This is a genomic window from Leptolyngbya cf. ectocarpi LEGE 11479, assembly GCF_015207065.1.
GTDB lineage: Bacteria > Cyanobacteriota > Cyanobacteriia > Phormidesmidales > Phormidesmidaceae > Leptothoe > Leptothoe ectocarpi.
Genome location: NZ_JADEXP010000082.1, coordinates 1 through 19726, shown reverse-complemented (window position 1 = coordinate 19726; position 19726 = coordinate 1). Strand labels below are relative to the sequence as shown.

Here is a 19726-nt window from a genome sequence, read left to right as displayed (position 1 = left end):
CAGCAGTATATTCAACTTTATAGCCTCTTTGGCCAAGAAATACTATCTCATAAGTTTTGGTTGGCTCAAACTTGTCTAATCTTTGTTCTACTATGGCTAGTTGCTCGGTAAGGAGCTGATCCAAGGTTTGTGAGGATTGTACTGAATATGATTTGACTATGAGTTTAACTTTATTCTTAGTTGATGATTCTTTGAACTCAGGATTTAGTACAAAAATCGTTTTTGTTAATGGATTTTCTGAGTTTAGGCAGCTCCAGGACTGAGGATACTTAATTCTTATACTGTGTTTTGCATTAGAACATTCTTCAACAAACTCAGGAATAGGCTTTGAGTTAAGCTTGCTTAAGTAAAAACTTTTCCACAGGAAAGATTTTTGCATAGAAACTAAACCAACCAAATCGATTAGAAGTAGTAAGGCAATGATTACGATTCCAGCAGAAGCCAGTTTCTTTACTCGCTTTGTAGTTTTAATATTAGATTTCTTCTCTCTTGGGTTGTTAGGTAAGTATAAAATACTATCGTTTTCAATTGTGTTTTCTTCTTGAGGCTTCCAAACAAAAGCAAAGTAGAAACAAGCCAAGAGTGGTAATAGTATCGCTCCAGAGATCAAGAGATTTATAAAATGACCTTGAAAACCACTTATAAGAATACTTAGAGATGCATCAACGCTAGCAATAAAAGCAAAAACCGCACTAATTCTTTCTCCTGTTTTTCCCAGGAACTTAAGCAACTCGTCTTTTTGTCTGTTGCGATTAGTCATTATTTAATCTAGGTCAAGAGTAGAAAAGCCAGAAAATTATTCCCGGTCATGCATCAATGCCTTCTGCCTGGATGACCTCTAGTAAGCTCGGACGACAGAATCTGACATCAACAACATCCACACTAAACGCCTCATCAAGCTCATCAGCGGCAGTTGCTGCTAAGAAATACTGACTAGCAGGCATGTCCCAAACCGCTAAATCAATGTCTGAAGTCATCGAAAAATACTCTAACTTGATAGCTGAGCCAAAGACCTGAACTTGCTTAGCCCCGTACTCTTCCCGTAGCAACGTTGCCAATTTTGGAATCAAGTCCCAAGCCTGCTCCCAGCGCGCCTTAACTTCTGGCGTTATAGACCGCTGAGGTAGTGAAAACTGCTTCCACTCCTCCGGGCTAAGTTCTAAGGCTGTTTTGGCCATTCATCTTAATAGCAGAGGTCTTAGACACCATGATAGTCGATGTTCCCACTGCTAATCTTGGTACTGCAGGGATGACGGTTATCAAGCTATATCTTTTCTAAGCAACTGTCAGAATATTGCCTGTTTGACCCATGACTCCCACCCTTATCCTCAGAAACTGTGCCTTAGACGATGGCCTCAAAGATAGTACAGCCGACATCGCCATTGAAGACTCCACCATCATCGCCATTGAGCCCCACCTAGACCTCACCGCCCCCACCGAAATCGACTGCACCGGCAAACTCGTCAGTCCCCCCTTCGTCGAATCCCACATTCATCTAGACTCTGCTCTAACCGCAGGCCAACCCCGCCATAACCAAAGCGGCACCCTGTTTGAAGGTATCGAGATTTGGCGCGATCGCAAACGCACCCTCACCAAAGACGACGTCAAAAAACGTGCGATCGCAGCCCTCAAACTCATGGCCAGCCAGGGCACCCTCTTTGTCCGCACCCACATCGACGTCAGTGAAGCTAGCCTTACCGCCCTGCAGAGTCTGCTCGAAGTCCGTGATGCGGTCAAAGACTGGATTACAGTGCAAGTTGTTGCCTTTCCCCAGGATGGCATTTACGGTAGTCCTAAAAATAACGATCTGATCGAAGAAGCCATCAAACAAGGAGCCGATGCCGTTGGTGGCATCCCCCACTACGAACTCACCCGCGAAGACGGTGTCCGCTCGGTCCACCGCATCTTTGAGCTAGCCCAGAAATATGATCGCCTGATCGACATCCACTGCGATGAAATCGACGACGATCAGTCCCGCTTTCTTGAAGTTGTTTCTGCTTGCGCTTTGCGAACTGGCCTGAAAGAAAAAGTCACCGCCAGCCACACCACCGCCTTTGGCTCCTATAACGACGCCTATGCCTTCAAACTCATGGGCTTTCTAAAACAGTCTAAAATCAACTTTATCGCCAACCCACTAATCAACATCACCCTCCAGGGCCGCACCGATACCTATCCCAAACGGCGCGGTCTCACCCGTGTCAAAGAGCTGTGGCAGGCAGGGCTCAACGTTAGCCTTGGCAATGACTGCATCCAAGACCCCTGGTACAGCCTCGGCACCGGTAACATGCTGGACGTTGTTTCCATGGCGGTTCATGTGTGCCAGATGACCGGCCTTGAAGAACTCAAAGCCTGCTATGACATGGCCACTACCCACGGTGCCCGTACCCTTAACCTGCAGGACAGCTACGGTCTAGCGGTGGGTAAACCTGCCAACCTGATTGTGTTGGACAGCGGCGATCAGTATGAGGCCATCCGCTGTCGCGCCACCGTCAGCCATGTGATTTCTCGTGGTCAGCTGCTGGTGGAGACTAGGGCACCACAGGTTAAGTGGCAGCGGCAGGTGGGCTAGTTTAGAACACAAACACATTGCCATTGGGCTCAATGGTGATGTTACTCACATCTGCATCCAGACTTGTTGTGGGGCGAATCACGATGGTGAGAATGCCCGTGTCATTATCCACGTCCAACACGGCTTGTAGTAAGCCGTCCCCGATCTGCCGATCCTTCGGGATATCTCGATAGAAAAAGGTTAGCGAAGCCGGGGTATTAAGATTTTGCAGGATAATCTCATTTCCTGCTGTGAGGGTACGGGGCTGGGTATCTCCTAATGCTTCATAGGTAACAAAGTCTGTCGTCTCATTGACGAGTCGAACAGTAATCTCCTCTTGCTGGATGGGAATCGTCATCATCGGAGGCGACACTGGCTGCGCTGAGAGGGGCTGCTGCTGGGCAGTGAGTACTGATGATGCTGTTGCTAGAAAAAACAAGGGTAGTAAAGACCAGGACTTAGCTCTCATCAGTGTCTCCTTAAAATGTAGTAGATCAGCAACGGCAATACCCTATTATAAACTGAAAAATCTCGGACCCCGCGACCCGAGATTAAGGAGAAGCAGCAATGCCAGATTCATCTACGCAGCAAACAAACTATCTAGATAAAGGCTGTTGATATGGGGTTGATTCACACCATTCTGTAGCAAAAACAGAGAAAGTGCTGCCTGCATCATCCGCTCCTGACTCCACTTTTCATGAACGTCTAAATAGGTCTGAATTGATAGGTGGAGGTCTTCGGGAATCTCGACTAAAAGGCTAACGGTTGTTGGTGTACTAACTGGAGTCATAATAAATATAGGGCGTTTTTTAATGGTCCGGTTCCGGCTGGGGCAACCCTGAATGGCAGTGGGTTTTATTGTGCAGGAGACGACATTAATTCGCAATGGCTCTCAGTTTGGATGGCTCCGTTATAAAAATTTTTGATTTACGAGATAATCAGGGTTTGGTCTAGTTTTTTTTTACAGGCCGTTACAAAACGAACCTGGTTCTGGCGACATTATAGTTTTCCACAGAGCCCTACTATTTGCTGAGCTATCGTCTTACCCTGTGGAAAACCCCTCCCACTGTGTGGAAAAACTGAGGAAAGATCTGGGGAAAATCCCTCCTCATGTTAAAAACTATATTGATTAGTCGATTGATAGAGACTTGATTCCATTTTTAGCAGCACCATCAGCAAATCTAATGGTGCTGCTGCGGATTTAAGGGACGACGTGCTGTTTGCCTCGCCCCAGCAGCTGATAAAGTCGCCCGCTAAAGAGGATGGCCACGGTTGCGATCGCAACTGACTGGCCGATCCACAATCCGCGACTTCCCATGTCCAGCTGAAACCCTAGGGCATAGCTGACCGAAAGTCCCACTCCCCAAAAACCCAGCACGTTTAAGACCATTGGCACCTGAGTATCCTGAAGGCCCTGTAGCGCACCATATACGGCCTTCTGTAGACCATCTAGGACCATGGTAATTGCCGCAATCGTCAACAGCGGGATGGCCAATGCCACAATCTCGGCATTTTCAGGACTGTTCACATCCAGATAAATCCCAACAATCTGTTTAGGAAACAACAAAAATGCCAGAGATACCCCCATCATGGAAACCGTAGTCAGTCCCATACTCACCCAGGTCGCCTGTTGCATCCCCACCCAATCGCGCCGACCAAACCACTGACCCACCCGTACCGTAGTTGCAAACGAGATGCCCAGAGGGATCATAAACACTACCACAATGGTTTGTAGTATGACCTGGTGCGCTGCCAGCGTAGCCGTCCCCAAACGGCCCATCCACAGCATAATTGTCAGAAAAAAGCCTGACTCTAACGCAGAGAAAATACCAATGGGTACCCCCACCCAGATTAACTGCTTTAAAGTACGCAGCCTGGGGCGATGCAGCGTTTGAAAAATTCGATAGTCCTGTAGTGTTGGGTGTAACAACACGTACAGTGCTAGGGCAGTAAACATACCCCACCAAGTCAACATTGTTGCCAGGGCCAGACCCGCCAATCCCATAGGGGGCAGTCCCCACTTGCCAAACCCTAGGAGATAGTTACCAACAATATTAAATACGGTGCCCACCATGATAATCACCATGATTGGCTTAGCTTGAGACAGCGCTGATACTGTAGAGCGCAGAGCTGTAAACCCAGTCATGGGTAAAAAACTCCAGAGGATAATTTTGAGATAGGTATCAGTTAAAGCAACAACACTGGGACTTTGACCCGCCCGGAGCATCCATTCATCCAGATTTCCAGTCATCACCATGGCGGGAATGGCGATCAGCACTGCTAGCCACAGTCCCTGGCGGGCCACCTGTTCAATCTGACTTTTTTGACCTGCGCCAAAGGCTGCTGCCACAAGTGGGCTTACCCCCATGACCACACCGCTGGTCGCTGTCATGATCACCATATAAATAATCGCGGCGAGCCCCCCTGCCGCTAGCACATCGGCTCCCATGCGACCCATCATGATGGTGTCGGCAAATCCGGTTGCCGACTGGGCCACTTGAGCGCTAATCAAGGGAATTGCTAATTTAACAAACTCCCGCACTTCAGTGCGCAGAGAATGTTTTAGATGGCTAACGGTCATGGGTAGGGCGATGCTAAAAAGTGTGGTGATAGGACCACTGTAAGAAATACAGGGGGTCAGATCTATCTATTGCTTGAGGCCGATCTATCAAAGCTATGAACTAGCCGTGACCACAGCCATTCAAATGGCCATGGAGCGCGCCTCATCCATTTTTAGGGTGGTGCCAGTAACAATGACAACCCGGTCAGTATCCATCGATATCGTATCTCCCCAACTGGCTATTCTCAGCTTAATCTGTGCTTCTTTAGAAGAGAAGACCGTATACTGGCATAACACTTGTGCCCATAGGGAATAAATACTGGATCAATGTTGAAGGCTTTAAATCAACTACCCGAACTGATTGCCTTTGTCGAAAGTGTTGAGGCAGCTAGCTTTAGCGCTGCTGCTCGCTCCCTGGGCACTACCCCATCAGCTATTAGTAAGCGCGTGGCCAAGTTGGAAGATCGACTGGGAGTACGCTTATTGCAGCGCACAACCCGCTCCCTAAGTCTGACCGCCGAGGGCATCACCTACTATGAACGAGTAGCCCGATTGCTTCAGGAACTGGATGACGCCAATGACAGCATTATTTCCGGTGGTAAGAAGCCCCGAGGCAAACTCACGGTCAGTGCCTCGCTTGATTTTGGTCAAAGCCTTTTAGTCCAAACACTGCCCACATTTTTAGCCCAGTACCCAGAGATTCAGGTGGACTTACGCATCAGCGATCGTCTAGTTGATTTAGCCGCTGAGGGCATTGATGTCGCGATTCGGCTGGGTGACTTAGAAGATTCCAGCTTGATCCGCAGGCATTTAGGACGGGCTCAGTTTATTTTATGTGCTTCACCTGACTATCTAGATGCTCAGGGTACCCCCAAGATTCCAGCTGACTTGGTGCATCACAACTGCATGCGGTATATCTTTGACGGACACCCTCTGCCTTGGGAGTTTTTGATTGATGGCAGTTGGCACTCCATTCCCGTCAGTGGTTATTTGAACTCTGACAGTGGTGAAGCCCTCAAAAATGCAGCACTGTCAGGTATGGGAATTGCTCGTTTGCTGAGTTTTCAAGTTGAAAAAGAGTTGGAAACTCAGCAACTTATTTCCTTGTTTCCAGACCAGTTACCCCTTGGGTTATCGACTCAGGCTGTTTTTACCCACCGCCGTAATCTATCTCCTCGGGTGCAGGTTTTTCTTAACTTTTTAAGCACTTATTGCACCGTATCTTAAAGTCTGGAAAGACTTTTGCCGTCTGGTGTGATAGCCATATCTATGGCTGTTTGGCCAGTGTGTCGATGGTCATCTCCTCATACTTTTCAAAGGGTTGATGAATCCATGGGTTGCTGTCTAAATAGTCAACATAGTAGTCGGGCTTAATAACAGAACACTCTTTGTACCAAAGAACAGCAGTTCTCATTTCGTCAATGTAAAAACCATAGCGGTGCTCTAACCAGCGCATGCTGCGCTGTAGACTTTGGCCTGAATCCACCAAATCATCCACCAAAAGCACATGGGTTCCGAGATTTGTTGTGGTCATGCTCAGATCTCTAGAGAAGGTAATGGCCCCTCGGGTACGATTGCCCTCACCGCCATAGGAGGACGTTGACAAAATCGCTAAAGGCTGATCATAAATGCGACAGAGGATATCTCCAATTCGTAAACCGCCCTTAGCTAGACAGACAATCTGATTAAACTGCCATCCTGAGTGGTGAATAGCGACGGCTAATTTTTCAATGGCTTGGTAATAATCTGACCAAGAAACATACAAATCGGTGGAAGAATTGACAGCTGCTAGATCAGAGGAGGCAGACATGGGCAACGGTAAATGAGGAACGACACAAATAGGGCAATAATATAACGTCGGCGTTGCTATCGTGTGCCGTTTAGTGTGACGGTACAGCCACGGTTGAGCCCCATTCTACAGATGTTTTAATAACTACAACCAATCTCCCCACCCTATGGAAACTTTAGGCAAACCGCAGTCCCCACCAAAACTAACGTGGTCAACAAAGCTGGCCTATGGAGCTGGGGATATGGGGGCCGGTCTAACGTCTAATTTGCTGGCGTTTTCGTTTTTGATTTTTTTAACCAATGTGGCTGGCCTAGAGCCCTTGACCGCAGGCACGGTGTTACTGATTGGTAAAATTTGGGATGCGGTTAACGATCCGGCTGTCGGCATACTTAGCGATCGCACCCGCACCCGCTGGGGACGACGCTACCCATGGATCGCCCTAACGGCGATCCCGTTTGGCCTCACATTTTACCTAAATTGGATTGTCCCTGGATTTAGCAGCCAGATTGCCCTGTTTTGGTATTACGTCGCCGTATCCGTCATATTTCAAGTCTTTTTTACTACGACTAATCTACCCTACTCCACGCTGACGGCAGAAATGACCGAGGACTATGACGAACGTACGGAACTGACATCGTTTCGGCTGTCGTTTTCCTTAGCGGGTGCCGTATTAGTTCTGGCCTTGGGGCTGGTGGTCAGCCAGCTGGTGGCCGAGCCCCAGCAACAGTACCAAATCCTGGGCACACTGGGTGGAGTGATTTCCATCATTACTCTTTTCTGGTGTGTCTTTGGCACCTTTCCCCATTACCAACGACAGGCCACCTATCGTGGGCGATCGCTCAATTACACCGATGCAGAAGGCGGTTCGTTTTTTCAGCAGATCAAGATTGTTTTTAGTAACCGCCCCTTTCTATTTGTCGTGGGCATCTACCTGTTTTCATGGTTAGCCTTGCAAATTACCGCCACAATAATTCCTTTTTACGTCACCTTTTGGATGGGGGCTGACGATTACTTTTTAGCCGCGCTGTTGGTCCAGGGTACGGCCATCATCATGATGGTTGTCTGCAATCTTTTAGCTAAACGAATTGGTAAAAAAGGCCTATATTTTCTCGGCAGCGGCATTTGGATTGTCGTGCAGATCGCTTTATTCTTTCTACAGCCGGGGCAGTTTAGCGCCCTCTATGGTCTGTGCGTAGTCGCCAGCTTTGGTGTCGCCACCGCTTACGTGGTGCCCTGGTCAATTTTGCCTGATGTGATTGAGTTAGACGAACTCAATACCGGACAGCGGCGAGAAGGCGCTTTTTATGCCTTTATGACGCTGTTGCAAAAAATGGGACTGGCGGTCGGGATTTTTCTGGTGAGCTTAGCCCTGCAAACCTCTGGCTTTATTAAAGAAGCGGCTAACCAACCGGAGTCTGCCCTATGGGCAATTCGCTTTTTTATGGGACCCGTACCCTTGATATTGCTGGTGTGTGGCATGGTATTAGCCTACTTTTACCCGATTACCAAAGCTAGCCATGCTGAAACCTTACTCAAGCTGGCCGAGCGTCGTAAACAGGCAGCTGATTGAGTAGACCGGGCTTCTCCGTTGGAGACGCTAACGCGAACGACTGCGCTCAGCCCTCAGTTCTTAATTCAACTACGCTCAGCCCTCAGCCCTCAGTTTTCGAAAACAGTAACATTTAGCGGGTTGAGCGTAGTCAAAACCCGCGACCTTAGAAACGTTTACGCTTAGCTATTTATTTGACACCAACTTTAGTGCGTTCCACAGAGACTATCTCTGTACAAAGGTAGTGCTTGGCTAAATCTAGAAACACCTTGGCCCGATTAATGTGTTGTTTCGCATCGATCAGGGTGGCTTTTTCCCCATGGGAATAATCTGCCCTAAATCTGGCCTCTAAGCCCTCATTCAGATAGCTGCCGTAGGGTTGAAACAGAGGACTCTGTTCTGAAAACTTTTCTGCAAACAAACTACAGACGGCTTCGTGTTGTGTGGGTATGGCCGCTGATTTGTCTAACAACAAGGCTTCGGCCACATACAGCATGGCGTAGTAAGCACGGGAAATAGAAATGTTGTAAAAATGGCTATGGGCCAGTAGCTGAGCTGCCTTGATATTTTCTTTCGCAGTGAGAAGGCGCTGTTTTTGCTCAGACTTCATGGATAGAGAACTCCGAAAGATGCTGAAAGGATCCGTCCCAGCGGACATTAAAGCATAGATTTACACCAATACTAAAGCCTTATTTAAAGATATATCGTATGGGTGCTTAACCTGCTGAAGGTTTTCAGAGGGTATATGCAACCTGACCTCAGGGGATATAAATCGGCCAAGATACCCGGTAGTATCTTTTTCAGGACCCTCGTTATCAATAACTATGGCCCAGTTTTCTGGCTGTCGCTAATATCATGCAATCAAGGAAATTTTATGCTATGAGGTGATCTTGTGAAATCACGCGGAGTGACAGGGTGGGCAGCATAAATCTGGTAGGTGCCAGTCTCCAAAACGGCAAGTATACGATTCAAGACGAGTTGGGGCGTGGCGGGTTTGGGGTTACCTATCGGGCTATCCGACATCCCTTAAATCAGCGGGTGGTGATCAAAACACTACACTACTCAGAACGGACTCCAGAGCTAGCTCGACAGCTACAGCAATTTGAAGCCGAAGCTCGTCGCCTGGCCCAGTGTCAGCATCCCAATATTGTCAAGGTCACCGACTTTTTTGTGGAGGCGGGGCAGCCCTACCTGGTGATGGATTTTATTCCAGGCCAGCCCCTATCGGCGCTGATTTTTCCTCGGCGGCCGCTGTCAGAAGAGCGGGCGCTGCACTACATTCGACAAATTGCCCAGGCGCTACAAACGGTTCATGGTCAGGGGCTGCTCCATCGAGATGTCAAGCCCCAAAACATCATGATCGATGATGGCAATGCGATTTTGATTGATTTTGGCATTGCTCGCGAATTGGTCAGCGGTCAGACTCAAACCCATACCAACCTAGTGTCCGAAGGCTATGCTCCTTTAGAGCAGTATCTGCCTAAAGCCCGACGTTCGGCGGCCTCAGATGTTTACGGACTCGCGGCGACGCTCTATTCTGCGGTTACAGGGGAAGTGCCGGTGGCCTCTGTGGTGCGATCGCACCATCCGCTCCCCCCGCCTCGACAGCTCAACCCTCACCTGAGCCCAGGCACTGAGCAAGCCATTCTCCAGGGCATGGCCCTGAAGCTAGCCGAGCGCCCCCAATCTATTGCCACCTGGCTCAGGTTGTTAGATCAAACAAAAGATCAAATAGCCCAGACCTCTGCCAGCGGCCGTCAAAAACGCCAGACACGGCGCTCAACCACCCAGGCCACCCAGGTTGTTGCCCCGAGAATGCCCTCTGGCTATGGCCTGGACTATACCCAGACGGAAGCCGCCCAGTCCTTTGATGAAGAACAGATTGATCAACGCCCTAAGTCCCAGGGACCCGGTCTGATCAAAACGCTGCTGTCGCTCATACTATTGGGGTTTCTCGCAGGGCTAGGGTTTGTTGGCTATCGGGTCTATACAGCCGCTCAGCAGGGCCTAGCTAATTTAAAAGAAAGAACAGCAGAGCTACCGGAGGTATCGATCCCAGAGATTAAACTACCGGAGATAGCCTTACCCCAGCAGGATGATAGTCCGTCGGAGATCCCCGATGATCCGCCAGACAGCGAGCCCGCTACTGTCCCTGAGGAGACAACGCCGACTATCGCTGCTCCACCGTTGATCTTAAGCAACAGCGGCAACCCTAACACGGCTGCTGCCGGGGGCGGCGGCGGGGTGGTCCCAGTGCCTGGATTTGCCCCTGGGACCGCTGCTGCTGCTGTGACCAATCGTCTGGGGGCACCCACCCGGCGGTCAGTCTCCCCATCGGCTACCACTGCGGTCTACGAACTCGATCCCAATCGTGCTTCAGTGGCCTATGTTTACGATGCCGCTGGCGATACTGTCCAGCAGGCTGAAGCCGCATTTGCCCCATCCTACGACCGGCTAATCATGCGGGTCGTGCTCACAGGCATGCTCAACGGCCAGTCTACCCGAGCTATCGAAGCCGGTTTAGAGCAAGTCCGTACCGGAGAGGTAGAGCAATATCCATTTGAGCTAGATGGGTTGACCGGTAGCATCGAACGCAATAACAACGGATTTATTCATATCTACGTGCGATAACCAAAACCCCATCGTAGGGTCGTTCCATGGAACGACCCTACGATGGGGTTGGAATATTGGGCAAAACGATTGGCAAATAATGCCGTTTGGCCTATTCCTTGTCCATGTTGAAAATAAACGGTACGCCGCCGCCCTTATCGCCCATTACCAACACACGAGGGACCAGGGAACCGCCATCTTTCCAAGCTTCGATCGCTTCCTTTTGTAGAACAAGCTGTCCCCCCTGAGCTTTCAGGGTTTCTGCCAACAGCCGCTGGGCTTCGGCGCGGCCCTTGGCTCGGTTGATTTCGGCCTGGGCTTCCTGCTCTGCTTGCTGAGCTACATATACGGCCCGACGGGCACTTTGCTCAGCGATTTGTTTTTGCTCCACCGCTCGGGCAAATTCCTCAGAAAATGAGAGATCTACCACACTGGTGTCGAGGATGATAATGCCGTACTTTTCTAAGCGACTGCTGAGGGCATCATCAAAGTCTTCCTTCAGCTTGGTCCTTTGGGTGATGGCCTCCTCAACTGTGCGGCGAGCAGCAGCGATTTTGAAGGATTCCTGGGTTTGGGGGGCAATGATCTTGGCGACGACGTTGGCCAGGGTGCCCTGTTTTCGGCGAATTTCGACAATATTGGCTGGATCTAGCCGGAAGTTAATGGCAAATCTAGCTCTGAGGTCCTGCAGGTCCTTGGTGGAACTTTCAGCGGGTACCTCAAATTTTTGAACCGTAACATCGTAAATATCCACAAAGGAAACCAGGGGCGGTTTGATGTGAATCCCCTCCAATAGGGGGGCATCTTGAGCTTTTCCTAAAATGCTTAATACACCGGCCTGACCAGGGTTGATAACAACTAGGGTACTGGTCAAAATGAGGCCGGTAATAATGGCCAAAAGTGCGATCGCAGCTGGCTGCCAGCTACCCGTCCGAGCGCTCAAAATCAATTCCTCCGAGTGGGTATAGTATTTTCTTTTCCCAAAGTATCCTAACCTTCCGGCAATCCAGTGACCACTCCATTTCCGTCAATGGTACCGTCAATAACGGTGCCAATGCGGTAGGCCGATGGGAAATGGGTTAATGCCGCCTCGGCCTGCGCAGCCGGTACCACCACCACAAAACCAATCCCCATATTGAACGTCTTAAACATTTCCGCCCAGGCCACATCGCCCGCCGCCTGCAGCCACTTAAAAATAGGCAACACTGGCCAGCTATCGTTCTCTATATATATAGATTGATTTTCCCCCAGACAGCGGGGTAAATTTTCAGGAAAGCCACCGCCGGTAATATGGGCCATGGCATGAATCTCTAATCCGCTCTTAAGCGCAGCTAGTATGGGTTTGACATAAAGCTGGGTGGGTGTGAGCAATACATCCCCCAATGATTGACCGCCCAGCAGTTGCGGGTACTCATCCCAGCTGTAGCCAACAGTTTGATTAATGGTTGGATCAGAGCCTGCTAATTCCTCACGTCGTGGTGCTTCTGCCATGATCTTGCGCACCAGACTGTAGCCATTACTGTGCACACCGCTGCTGGGCAGACCAATCAACACATCCCCCACTTGCACCTGAGCACCCGCTAAAATAGCACTCTTCTCCACAATGCCCACACAAAAACCCGCCATGTCATACTCGCCTGGGCCATAAAAGCCAGGCATTTCAGCTGTCTCGCCCCCCAGCAGAGCGCAGCCCGACTGACGACAGCCCTCGGCCACCCCAGCCACCACCTGGGTCAGCTGCTCAGGAGCCAGCTCCCCGGTCGCCAAATAATCCAAAAAATAAAGCGGCTCAGCTCCTGAGGTCAGTACATCGTTGACACACATCGCCACCAAATCAATTCCCACCGTGTGGTGACGATTAAGCCTATGGGCCAGTTTTAGTTTGGTACCTACCCCATCGGTGCCTGACACCAGTACCGGCTGCTGATAGCCTGCAGGCAGTTCGAAATAACCGCCAAAACCGCCTAAACCACCCAACACACCGGGCCGACGAGTCCCTTCCACCAGGCTGCGGATGGTCTCTACAAACGCACGACCTGCTTCAACATCCACACCTGCTTGCCGATAATCCATAGCCTTCTGAGCCAAATAACTTGATTACTTTACGACACGGTGGGCGGCCTCCTGTGCCAAACGGCGTATGTTGCTAACCCATCCCCGGTCATTTTGTCCCGGCCTCTCACCTGGTCAGACCGTACTTGTTCGTCAACAAGTACGTCTCTGCCAGAAAAACTGGAGAAAATCGGAGCTCACAGAATTAAAAAGGGATAAATAGTGCCCTACTATCTATTAATAATCTGTAATCATTGCAGACCGATACATAATTTTTCAAAAACTAATTAATCCACTAGGCCAGCTAGAAAACCGTCTACAGACCTGTCTTTACAAGATGTAACTCTAGTCTGTGAAGAGTTGATGAAGTTGTCTTGTTTGGCCATTGTCCGTTTCCACGGTCAGTAATGCGGATTTTCATCGCAAAATCTTCGTGATAGATTGTTTCGCGTTGCCTATTTTTGTTGTCCGCGATGCATCGTCATCCTGAAGCTGCTTTGTTCAATTCATTGAGATTGCTACTTCTCGCTCTGCGATGTAGACGCTTATGCTTGGTGCACCCTGGTTTATGAACAGACATTTTATTGGCCGTGTAGCAGCTACTGCACTGCTCTCTACTCTGCTTCCCCTTTCTGCTCGGGCCAATGCCCAGACTGCTCAAACGTTTGATACCAGCTACGATGCTGAGACCTTTGAGGTTTCGCTTACTAATCAGTCTTCTCCATCTTCAGACCCGTCCTCGACCGAAACGCTTCAGACATTTCTTCAGTCGTCGACCGCCGTTCGAGTCAATGCCCACGCTCACGAAAAGCGTCAGGCCGCAACGGTTTACGTCAAAAATATTCCTGTCCTAACCTACATTGATACAGCCGACTCAGCAGAGGTTATGTCTGGTTGGCTGCCATCCCCGATGGCTCAAACTGATGGTGCCATTGCTAATGCGTCAGAGATGGCTGCTCAGCTTGAGAATATGAGCGCTCAGGATGCTGCCTTCACTGCTCATTGGGATGATGGCAGCTATGTGGTGATGGCGGGAGATAGCCCCCTGGTAACTCTAGGGGATACGGTGCAGCTGCCCGATGCCACCGAAAATGAGGCAGAAAATGCTCTGCAAGTCACCAATCGTCTACGCCGTCTGCTGGGGAATAGTCCGACTGAGCCCGTCACTGAGGTGATTGGCAGACCGGCTCCGGCGGCACCAGTACAGCAGGTAGCTGCTGTCCGCTCTAGTCAAAGTGGGATGGCCTCTTGGTATGGGCCTGGCTTCCACGGTCGCAGAAGTGCCAGTGGCGAATCCTTCAACCAGTACGCTATGACGGCTGCTCATCGCACATTGCCCTTTGGCACCCAGGTGCGAGTGACCAATCTCAACAACGGTCGTCAGGTGGTTGTACGCATCAACGATCGTGGTCCCTATAGCCATGGTCGCATCATTGACCTGTCAGCGGGTGCGGCTAGTGAAATCGGGCTGCAGTCAGCGGGTGTTGGACCGGTACAAATCGAAGTGCTGCAGTAGAAAATCTTTGAGGGCATTGTGTAGAGTCGTTCCATGGGACGACTCTACACAATGCTTTTTGAGATTTAGGTAGACGACTAAGGGTCTGCTATCGTTAAACCTTGTGTCTAATGAGGTTGCTGGGGAGCTTTGCGTTTACTGAAAACGGTAGAAGGGCTGCGATGTTGGCTAGAACAGCAGTCAGGTTCTATGGGCTTAGTGCCCACCATGGGCGCACTGCATGAGGGGCATCTGAGTCTGATCCATCGGGCCCGTCGGGACAATGATTTGGTCGTTGTCAGTATTTTTGTTAATCCGCTCCAGTTTGGCCCGAGCGAGGATCTAGACGCCTATCCCCGTACTTTAGACTCAGATGCTAGCCTTTGTAAGGCCGCTGGTGTGGACTGTATTTTTGCGCCGACTCCTGGCGCTCTGTACGGACCTAACTTTCAGGATGCTACACAGCTGTTTAGTGTGGTGCCGCCATCAACCTTAACCCAGCAGCTATGTGGCCCCTTTCGCCCTGGGCATTTTCAGGGTGTGGCCACGGTGGTAACTAAGCTGCTGAGTTTGGTGCGGCCCCGGCGCTCCTATTTTGGCCAAAAAGATGCCCAGCAGTTAGCTATTATCCGCCGATTAGTTCATGATTTGAACCTGCCTGGGGCGGTGATCGGCTGCCCGATTGTGCGGGAGGTCGATGGATTGGCCCTAAGTTCTAGAAATAAGTATCTAAGCGCTCAGGAACGCCAACAAGCAGTTATACTCTATCGGGGGTTAAGGAGCGCCAAGTATACGTTCAAAGCAACAGGTGTGCGATCGCAACATTCCCTCGCTCGTATCGTCTTTGAATACTTAGAAACGGCACCTGATGTTGTTCCTCAGTATGTTGAACTGGTCAATCCGTACACCTTGGAACCCTTAGAAAAAATTGAGACAGTTGGTATGTTGGCAGTAGCAGCACTTGTAGGAACTACCCGGTTAATCGATAACGTTGTATTACGAGCCCGAAAACCCATCATTGCCATTGATGGCCCGGCTGGTGCTGGTAAATCGACTGTCGCCCGACAGCTAGCCCATCAGCTGGGGCTGCTCTATCTAGATACCGGTGCCATGTATCGAGCTTTTACCTGGTATGTTCTCTCCCAGGGCTGTGATCCTAAGGACACAGTGGCCGTTGCCGACCTGCTGCCCAAATGCACCATCAAACTTGTGGCCACGACATCAGCGTCAGATCCCCAGCCCCCAGATGTTTGGGTGAATGGAACCGCTGTTACCCAGGTGATTCGCACCCCGGAGGTGACGGCCCAGGTGTCAACAATTGCAGCCCAGGGTGCTGTGCGTCAGGCCCTAGTTAAGCAGCAAATGCAGTATGGCTTAGCGGGGGGGGTTGTTGCTGACGGTCGAGACATTGGCACCCATGTGTTTCCCGATGCTGAACTCAAAATCTTTTTAACCGCATCGGTGGAAGAACGTGCCCGTCGTCGCCAGCGCGATTTGGCTAACCAAAGCCAGCCCATACCCGAGCTTACCGACTTAGCCCGGGCTATTAGCGAACGAGATCACAAAGACAGTACGCGGGCGATTTCTCCTTTGCGCAAGGCGGATGATGCCATCGAAGTTGTTACCGACTCTCTTACTGTTGAGCATGTATTGGATAAGCTGATGGCGCTCTACAGTGAGAATGTTGTCACTGAAGATGAATAGCGGCGGCGCTGCTGCTCTATGAGAATCGGCTGCAGCGCTAGTGTAAATACACGTAGACTGGTGCAGGGTTCTAGGTTATTGCCTATCTAATTTACGTGTTTACGAGGAAGCCCTCTCCCAAGAAAATAGAGACAATAAAGCTAATTCTGAAGGATACGTGGCAAGGCTACAAATCATCCGAGGGGGCATTTGGGTGATTGAATTTAATCTTGCACACACGTATTTTTACAGGTGAGCTGTCTGACCCTGGGGGCTTTATGGGGTCAGACATTTTTCTTTTAAACTGAGCAGCTAGAATGAAGACACAGTAACCCCAAAAACGGCGGCCCATGGTTCAGGCACCCACCCAATCAGTCACACTGAAGAAATTCCTAGAATTACCAGAAACAAAACCTGCCAGGGAATATATCAATGGCTTAATTTTTCAAAAACCGATGCCGCAGGGAAAACACAGCATTCTGCAGCGGGAATTGAGCTTTGCTTTGACAGCCGCCTTTAGGAATGAACGAAAAGATAAACAGATTGCCCAAGCATTCCCAGAATTGCGCTGTACGTTTGGCGGACGTTCAATTGTACCTGACATCGCGGTTTTTCTGAATCAGCGCATTCCCCAAGACCCGGATGGAGACGTTGCCAATGCATTCAACCTCCATCCAGACTGGACAATCGAGATTTTATCTCCTAATCAGAGTCATACCAGAGTAGTGCGTAATATTCTCCACTGTCTCGACAACGGCACTGAAATGGGGTGGCTGATAGATCCAGATGAATTCTGTCTCTTTGTCTACGACTCAGATAAATCAGTCCAGTCATTCGAAAATACTGACATCACATTGCCGGTTCCCGCGTTCGCACAATCCCTTCAACTCAAGGTTGGGGATATATTCAGCTGGTTAAAAGTCTAAGAGACTTGCTACTCCATGTTTAGATGAAGCTAATAGTTTAGAAAACGCTCGCAAGCATCTCCTCACCCATATCGAAATTGGCGGTTACTGATTGCACATCGTCGAGATCTTCTAAGGCATCCATCATTTTAAGCAGAGACTTGGCTTGGTCAGTATCAGTAACATCTACGGTGGTGCTAGGAATCCAGCGCACCTCAATTTCTTTGAGTCGATAGCTCTCAAGCTTGAGATGGTCACTGAGGGTTTCTAGATCGCTGGGGAGACAAAACACTTCTGCACCGGGGGTATCTTCATCCACTTCGGTCAGTTCGTAGGATTCGGCTCCACCTTCAATAGCCGCTTCCAGGAGGTCATCTTCGTCGAGATTACCCGCGACGACGACCACACCCTTTTGATCAAACATCCAGCCGACACAGCCGGTTTCCCCCAGGTTACCCCCGTTTTTGCTAAAGGCGGCTCGCAGATCTGCTGCTGTGCGATTGCGGTTGTCGGTGAGGGCCTCCACCAGTACTGCCACCCCGCCAGGGCCGTAGCCTTCGTAGCGAATAGATTCCAGGTTGCCATCGCTGTCTAAGTTGCCGGTGCCTTTTGCGATCGCACGATCAATATTGTCATTGGGCACCCCCGCTGACTTTGCTTTATCAATGGCCGTGCGCAGCTGAAAGTTTCCGTCCGAGTCACCCCCGCCGTGTCTCGCCGCCACGATAATCTCCCGCGACAGCTTGGCGAAAACTTTACCCTTTACCGCATCAACCCGCGCCTTTTGACGCTTAATATTGGCCCATTTACTATGCCCTGCCATGGCGTTTTAGTTGTTGTATACTAGCTCCCTATTTTAGCGAGAAGATTTGAGGGAAAATTGGAAAGCTTTACGCAATCTGTGCTGCCCGCAGCGCTGCCCCAATTAATCCCACACTCTGGTTGGCTACTAAATGGACCGGCACATCATGCAACAGAGGGCTCATGCGTCCTTTATGGCCAAAGGCCGAGAGAAAACTACCATCGCGGATCAAGGACATGTTTTTTGCCGTCACACCACCGGCCACATAGAGACCGCCATAGGGTAAAAAATTTAGGGCCAGATTGCCGGCGGCGGCACCATAGGCATCGATAAAAATTTCCATAGTGCGACCTGCCAGACGATCCGTGGTGGCAGCCTTCGAAATGGCGGCAGCTGGGTCGGGTAGTTCGCTGCGCTTGCCGGCACCTTGCTCCCAGTTACGCACAGTTTGCCCTAGCTCCTCGGACTCAGTGGCGAAGTTGCGATCGCGTAAAAACTGATAGATGGACACAATACCCTGACCCGAGACCACCCGCTCTACAGAAACACGGGAAATGGAGTGTTTTTCTAGCAGATAGTGAAGCAGCTGAAACTCTAGTTCAGAGCGGGGGGCAAAGTCCACATGCCCCCCCTCTGAGGGAAATACTTGGTATTGCCCACCGCAGTTCATCAAAAAGCCCTGCCCTAGACCGGTGCCCGCACCAATAATGGCAATAGGTGCTTTCGGGTTGGGCACGCCAGTCTGCAATGTACACAGATCGTCTGGCGTGAGTCCCAGCACCCCGTAGCCCACCGCAGCAAAGTCATTGATCAGCTCGACAACCTTAAGATTCAGTTCGTCAGCAATGCGTTCCCCACCCAGACACCAGGCTAAATTGGTCAGCTGAGAGCGGTTATGCACCACGGGGCCTGCAATGGCAAAGCATGCTGCTTGGGGCTGGGCATCGACCGGAGCCGCTGCCAAAAAGTCTTTGACCATGGGTACCAAATCCCCATAGTCACCACTGACGTAACGCTGTTCGTAGAGGGGTTCTTGAACACTGTCACTGGAGTGCACTAAACGCAAAATTGTTTTTGTTCCGCCAATGTCACCGGCTAGTAGTTGCATCATTAAGATCTCAGGCTAAAGTCAAGGTTAGGTAGAAATCAGATAGGTAAACGTTAGAGTATGGCCAGCAGGCCCTAGGTGTTAGAACATAGACAGTACGACCTAAACATTGACGAATTTTTTAGAAATTATTTCCATTGCCTTGTTACCCATTGCCGCGAGTGTAATCCCCGATCACAATGACTATGGCTACAGCCGACATTTTAGACCGAGCGTTGGCCGGTCAGGATATTTCTCCAGCCGATGGGGTAACGCTGCTCAAGCAAACAGCGCCCGATGCGATCGAGGCCATTCGGGCAACAGCTGACCGGCTCCGGCAACAGCAGGTGGGGGACACGGTTACTTATATAGTCAATCGCAATATTAATTACACCAATATCTGCGAACAACACTGTAGTTTTTGCGCCTTCCGGCGCGATCAGGGGCAACCAGGGGCCTACTGGCTCAGCTGGGAAAACATTTTGGAAAAGGCTGCCGCTGCCGTCACCGAGGGGGCTACCGAAATTTGTATGCAGGGGGGCCTTAACCCCACGGCTAAAGTAGATGGCCGCTCCCTGGCCTATTATCAAAAATTAGTCGCCACCATCAAGGACAGATTTCCCAGGCTGCATATCCATGCTTTTTC

At 50.2% G+C, this 19726-nt stretch carries 20 protein-coding genes; 8 read left to right on the top strand and 12 right to left on the bottom strand.

What is annotated here, in order from left to right; all coding sequences use genetic code 11:
* Together IQ260_RS11210 and IQ260_RS11205 are read right to left on the bottom strand one after the other, a co-directional pair.
* Positions 1 to 760, bottom strand: a 760-nt coding sequence (locus IQ260_RS11210) for a hypothetical protein (protein WP_193993194.1), incomplete at its 3' end; no start/stop codon positions are given.
* 46 nt (positions 761 to 806) lie between these two features.
* Positions 807 to 1178 carry a nucleotidyltransferase family protein gene (locus IQ260_RS11205; RefSeq protein WP_193993193.1) on the bottom strand — a complete coding sequence of 124 codons (372 nt, stop codon included), beginning with the start codon at positions 1176 to 1178 and terminating at the stop codon, positions 807 to 809.
* 131 nt (positions 1179 to 1309) lie between these two features.
* On the opposite strand from IQ260_RS11205, the gene codA reads away from it, so the two are divergent.
* Complete coding sequence (gene codA / locus IQ260_RS11200; protein ID WP_193993192.1) at positions 1310 to 2569, top strand: cytosine deaminase; 1260 nt, start codon at positions 1310 to 1312, stop codon at positions 2567 to 2569.
* Position 2570: 1 nt separating this feature from the next.
* On the opposite strand, the gene IQ260_RS11195 is transcribed toward codA, so the two are convergent.
* The 4 genes from IQ260_RS11195 to IQ260_RS11180 form a co-directional block, all read right to left on the bottom strand.
* Positions 2571 to 3017: a hypothetical protein gene (locus IQ260_RS11195; RefSeq protein WP_193993191.1), complete on the bottom strand. Its 447-nt coding sequence runs from the start codon at positions 3015 to 3017 to the stop codon at positions 2571 to 2573.
* 111 nt (positions 3018 to 3128) lie between these two features.
* Positions 3129 to 3338, bottom strand: a complete 210-nt coding sequence (locus tag IQ260_RS11190; protein WP_193993190.1) for a DUF2811 domain-containing protein — start codon at positions 3336 to 3338, stop codon at positions 3129 to 3131.
* Positions 3339 to 3749: 411 nt separating this feature from the next.
* Complete coding sequence (locus IQ260_RS11185) at positions 3750 to 5129, bottom strand: MATE family efflux transporter (RefSeq protein ID WP_193993189.1); 1380 nt, start codon at positions 5127 to 5129, stop codon at positions 3750 to 3752.
* Between the two features lie 120 nt (positions 5130 to 5249).
* Positions 5250 to 5405, bottom strand: coding sequence for a hypothetical protein (locus IQ260_RS11180; RefSeq protein ID WP_193993188.1), 156 nt, complete (start codon positions 5403 to 5405; stop codon positions 5250 to 5252).
* 30 nt (positions 5406 to 5435) lie between these two features.
* On the opposite strand from IQ260_RS11180, the gene IQ260_RS11175 reads away from it, so the two are divergent.
* On the top strand, positions 5436 to 6335 hold the full coding sequence (locus tag IQ260_RS11175; RefSeq protein ID WP_193993187.1) for a LysR family transcriptional regulator: 900 nt from the start codon (positions 5436 to 5438) through the stop codon (positions 6333 to 6335).
* Positions 6336 to 6375: 40 nt separating this feature from the next.
* Here IQ260_RS11175 and IQ260_RS11170 read toward each other — a convergent pair whose 3' ends face one another.
* A complete protein-coding gene (locus IQ260_RS11170) occupies positions 6376 to 6918 on the bottom strand; it encodes a phosphoribosyltransferase (protein ID WP_193993186.1) in 543 nt (180 codons plus the stop codon).
* Between the two features lie 145 nt (positions 6919 to 7063).
* Between IQ260_RS11170 and IQ260_RS11165 the strand changes: the two genes are divergently transcribed.
* Entirely contained in the window at positions 7064 to 8467 is a 1404-nt protein-coding gene (locus IQ260_RS11165) for an MFS transporter (RefSeq protein ID WP_193993185.1), read from the top strand.
* A gap of 169 nt (positions 8468 to 8636) precedes the next feature.
* On the opposite strand, the gene IQ260_RS11160 is transcribed toward IQ260_RS11165, so the two are convergent.
* Positions 8637 to 9056 carry a HEPN domain-containing protein gene (locus IQ260_RS11160; RefSeq protein WP_193993184.1) on the bottom strand — a complete coding sequence of 140 codons (420 nt, stop codon included), beginning with the start codon at positions 9054 to 9056 and terminating at the stop codon, positions 8637 to 8639.
* A 305-nt stretch (positions 9057 to 9361) separates the two neighbouring features.
* Here IQ260_RS11160 and IQ260_RS11155 point away from each other — a divergent pair, with 305 nt between their 5' ends.
* Positions 9362 to 11077 carry a serine/threonine protein kinase gene (locus IQ260_RS11155; RefSeq protein WP_193993183.1) on the top strand — a complete coding sequence of 572 codons (1716 nt, stop codon included), beginning with the start codon at positions 9362 to 9364 and terminating at the stop codon, positions 11075 to 11077.
* Between the two features lie 91 nt (positions 11078 to 11168).
* Here IQ260_RS11155 and IQ260_RS11150 read toward each other — a convergent pair whose 3' ends face one another.
* Positions 11169 to 11999 carry a prohibitin family protein gene (locus IQ260_RS11150; protein WP_193993182.1) on the bottom strand — a complete coding sequence of 277 codons (831 nt, stop codon included), beginning with the start codon at positions 11997 to 11999 and terminating at the stop codon, positions 11169 to 11171.
* Between the two features lie 47 nt (positions 12000 to 12046).
* Positions 12047 to 13129, bottom strand: coding sequence for a phosphoribosylformylglycinamidine cyclo-ligase (purM, locus tag IQ260_RS11145; RefSeq protein ID WP_193993181.1), 1083 nt, complete (start codon positions 13127 to 13129; stop codon positions 12047 to 12049).
* 547 nt (positions 13130 to 13676) lie between these two features.
* Here purM and IQ260_RS11140 point away from each other — a divergent pair.
* The 3 genes from IQ260_RS11140 (at position 13677) to IQ260_RS11130 (ending at position 17212) form a co-directional block, all read left to right on the top strand.
* Entirely contained in the window at positions 13677 to 14624 is a 948-nt protein-coding gene (locus tag IQ260_RS11140) for a septal ring lytic transglycosylase RlpA family protein (protein ID WP_228015865.1), read from the top strand.
* A gap of 129 nt (positions 14625 to 14753) precedes the next feature.
* Entirely contained in the window at positions 14754 to 16307 is a 1554-nt protein-coding gene (locus IQ260_RS11135) for a bifunctional pantoate--beta-alanine ligase/(d)CMP kinase (RefSeq protein WP_193993179.1), read from the top strand.
* A gap of 329 nt (positions 16308 to 16636) precedes the next feature.
* Positions 16637 to 17212: a Uma2 family endonuclease gene (locus tag IQ260_RS11130; protein ID WP_193993178.1), complete on the top strand. Its 576-nt coding sequence runs from the start codon at positions 16637 to 16639 to the stop codon at positions 17210 to 17212.
* 37 nt (positions 17213 to 17249) lie between these two features.
* Here the strand turns inward: IQ260_RS11130 and IQ260_RS11125 are convergent, their stop codons facing one another.
* Both IQ260_RS11125 and IQ260_RS11120 read right to left on the bottom strand, forming a co-directional pair.
* Positions 17250 to 18014: a YebC/PmpR family DNA-binding transcriptional regulator gene (locus IQ260_RS11125; RefSeq protein WP_193993177.1), complete on the bottom strand. Its 765-nt coding sequence runs from the start codon at positions 18012 to 18014 to the stop codon at positions 17250 to 17252.
* Positions 18015 to 18081: 67 nt separating this feature from the next.
* Positions 18082 to 19104, bottom strand: a complete 1023-nt coding sequence (locus IQ260_RS11120) for a glucokinase (protein WP_193993176.1) — start codon at positions 19102 to 19104, stop codon at positions 18082 to 18084.
* A gap of 182 nt (positions 19105 to 19286) precedes the next feature.
* Between IQ260_RS11120 and IQ260_RS11115 the strand changes: the two genes are divergently transcribed.
* Positions 19287 to 19726: radical SAM protein (locus tag IQ260_RS11115; protein ID WP_228015863.1), on the top strand; the 440-nt coding region annotated here is incomplete at its 3' end.

Excerpts from the sequence above, each read along its gene's own strand:
- IQ260_RS11125 (WP_193993177.1), bottom strand. The coding sequence starts at position 18,014 with ATGGCAGGGCATAGTAAATGGGCCAATATTAAGCGTCAAAAGGCGCGG.
- IQ260_RS11170 (WP_193993186.1), bottom strand. The coding sequence starts at position 6,918 with ATGTCTGCCTCCTCTGATCTAGCAGCTGTCAATTCTTCCACCGATTTG.
- IQ260_RS11120 (WP_193993176.1), bottom strand. The coding sequence starts at position 19,104 with ATGATGCAACTACTAGCCGGTGACATTGGCGGAACAAAAACAATTTTG.
- IQ260_RS11165 (WP_193993185.1), top strand. The coding sequence starts at position 7,064 with ATGGAAACTTTAGGCAAACCGCAGTCCCCACCAAAACTAACGTGGTCA.
- IQ260_RS11160 (WP_193993184.1), bottom strand. The coding sequence starts at position 9,056 with ATGAAGTCTGAGCAAAAACAGCGCCTTCTCACTGCGAAAGAAAATATC.
- codA (WP_193993192.1), top strand. The coding sequence starts at position 1,310 with ATGACTCCCACCCTTATCCTCAGAAACTGTGCCTTAGACGATGGCCTC.
- IQ260_RS11205 (WP_193993193.1), bottom strand. The coding sequence starts at position 1,178 with ATGGCCAAAACAGCCTTAGAACTTAGCCCGGAGGAGTGGAAGCAGTTT.
- IQ260_RS11185 (WP_193993189.1), bottom strand. The coding sequence starts at position 5,129 with ATGACCGTTAGCCATCTAAAACATTCTCTGCGCACTGAAGTGCGGGAG.
- IQ260_RS11175 (WP_193993187.1), top strand. The coding sequence starts at position 5,436 with ATGTTGAAGGCTTTAAATCAACTACCCGAACTGATTGCCTTTGTCGAA.
- IQ260_RS11130 (WP_193993178.1), top strand. The coding sequence starts at position 16,637 with ATGGTTCAGGCACCCACCCAATCAGTCACACTGAAGAAATTCCTAGAA.
- IQ260_RS11190 (WP_193993190.1), bottom strand. The coding sequence starts at position 3,338 with ATGACTCCAGTTAGTACACCAACAACCGTTAGCCTTTTAGTCGAGATT.
- IQ260_RS11140 (WP_228015865.1), top strand. The coding sequence starts at position 13,677 with ATGAACAGACATTTTATTGGCCGTGTAGCAGCTACTGCACTGCTCTCT.
- purM (WP_193993181.1), bottom strand. The coding sequence starts at position 13,129 with ATGGATTATCGGCAAGCAGGTGTGGATGTTGAAGCAGGTCGTGCGTTT.
- IQ260_RS11195 (WP_193993191.1), bottom strand. The coding sequence starts at position 3,017 with ATGAGAGCTAAGTCCTGGTCTTTACTACCCTTGTTTTTTCTAGCAACA.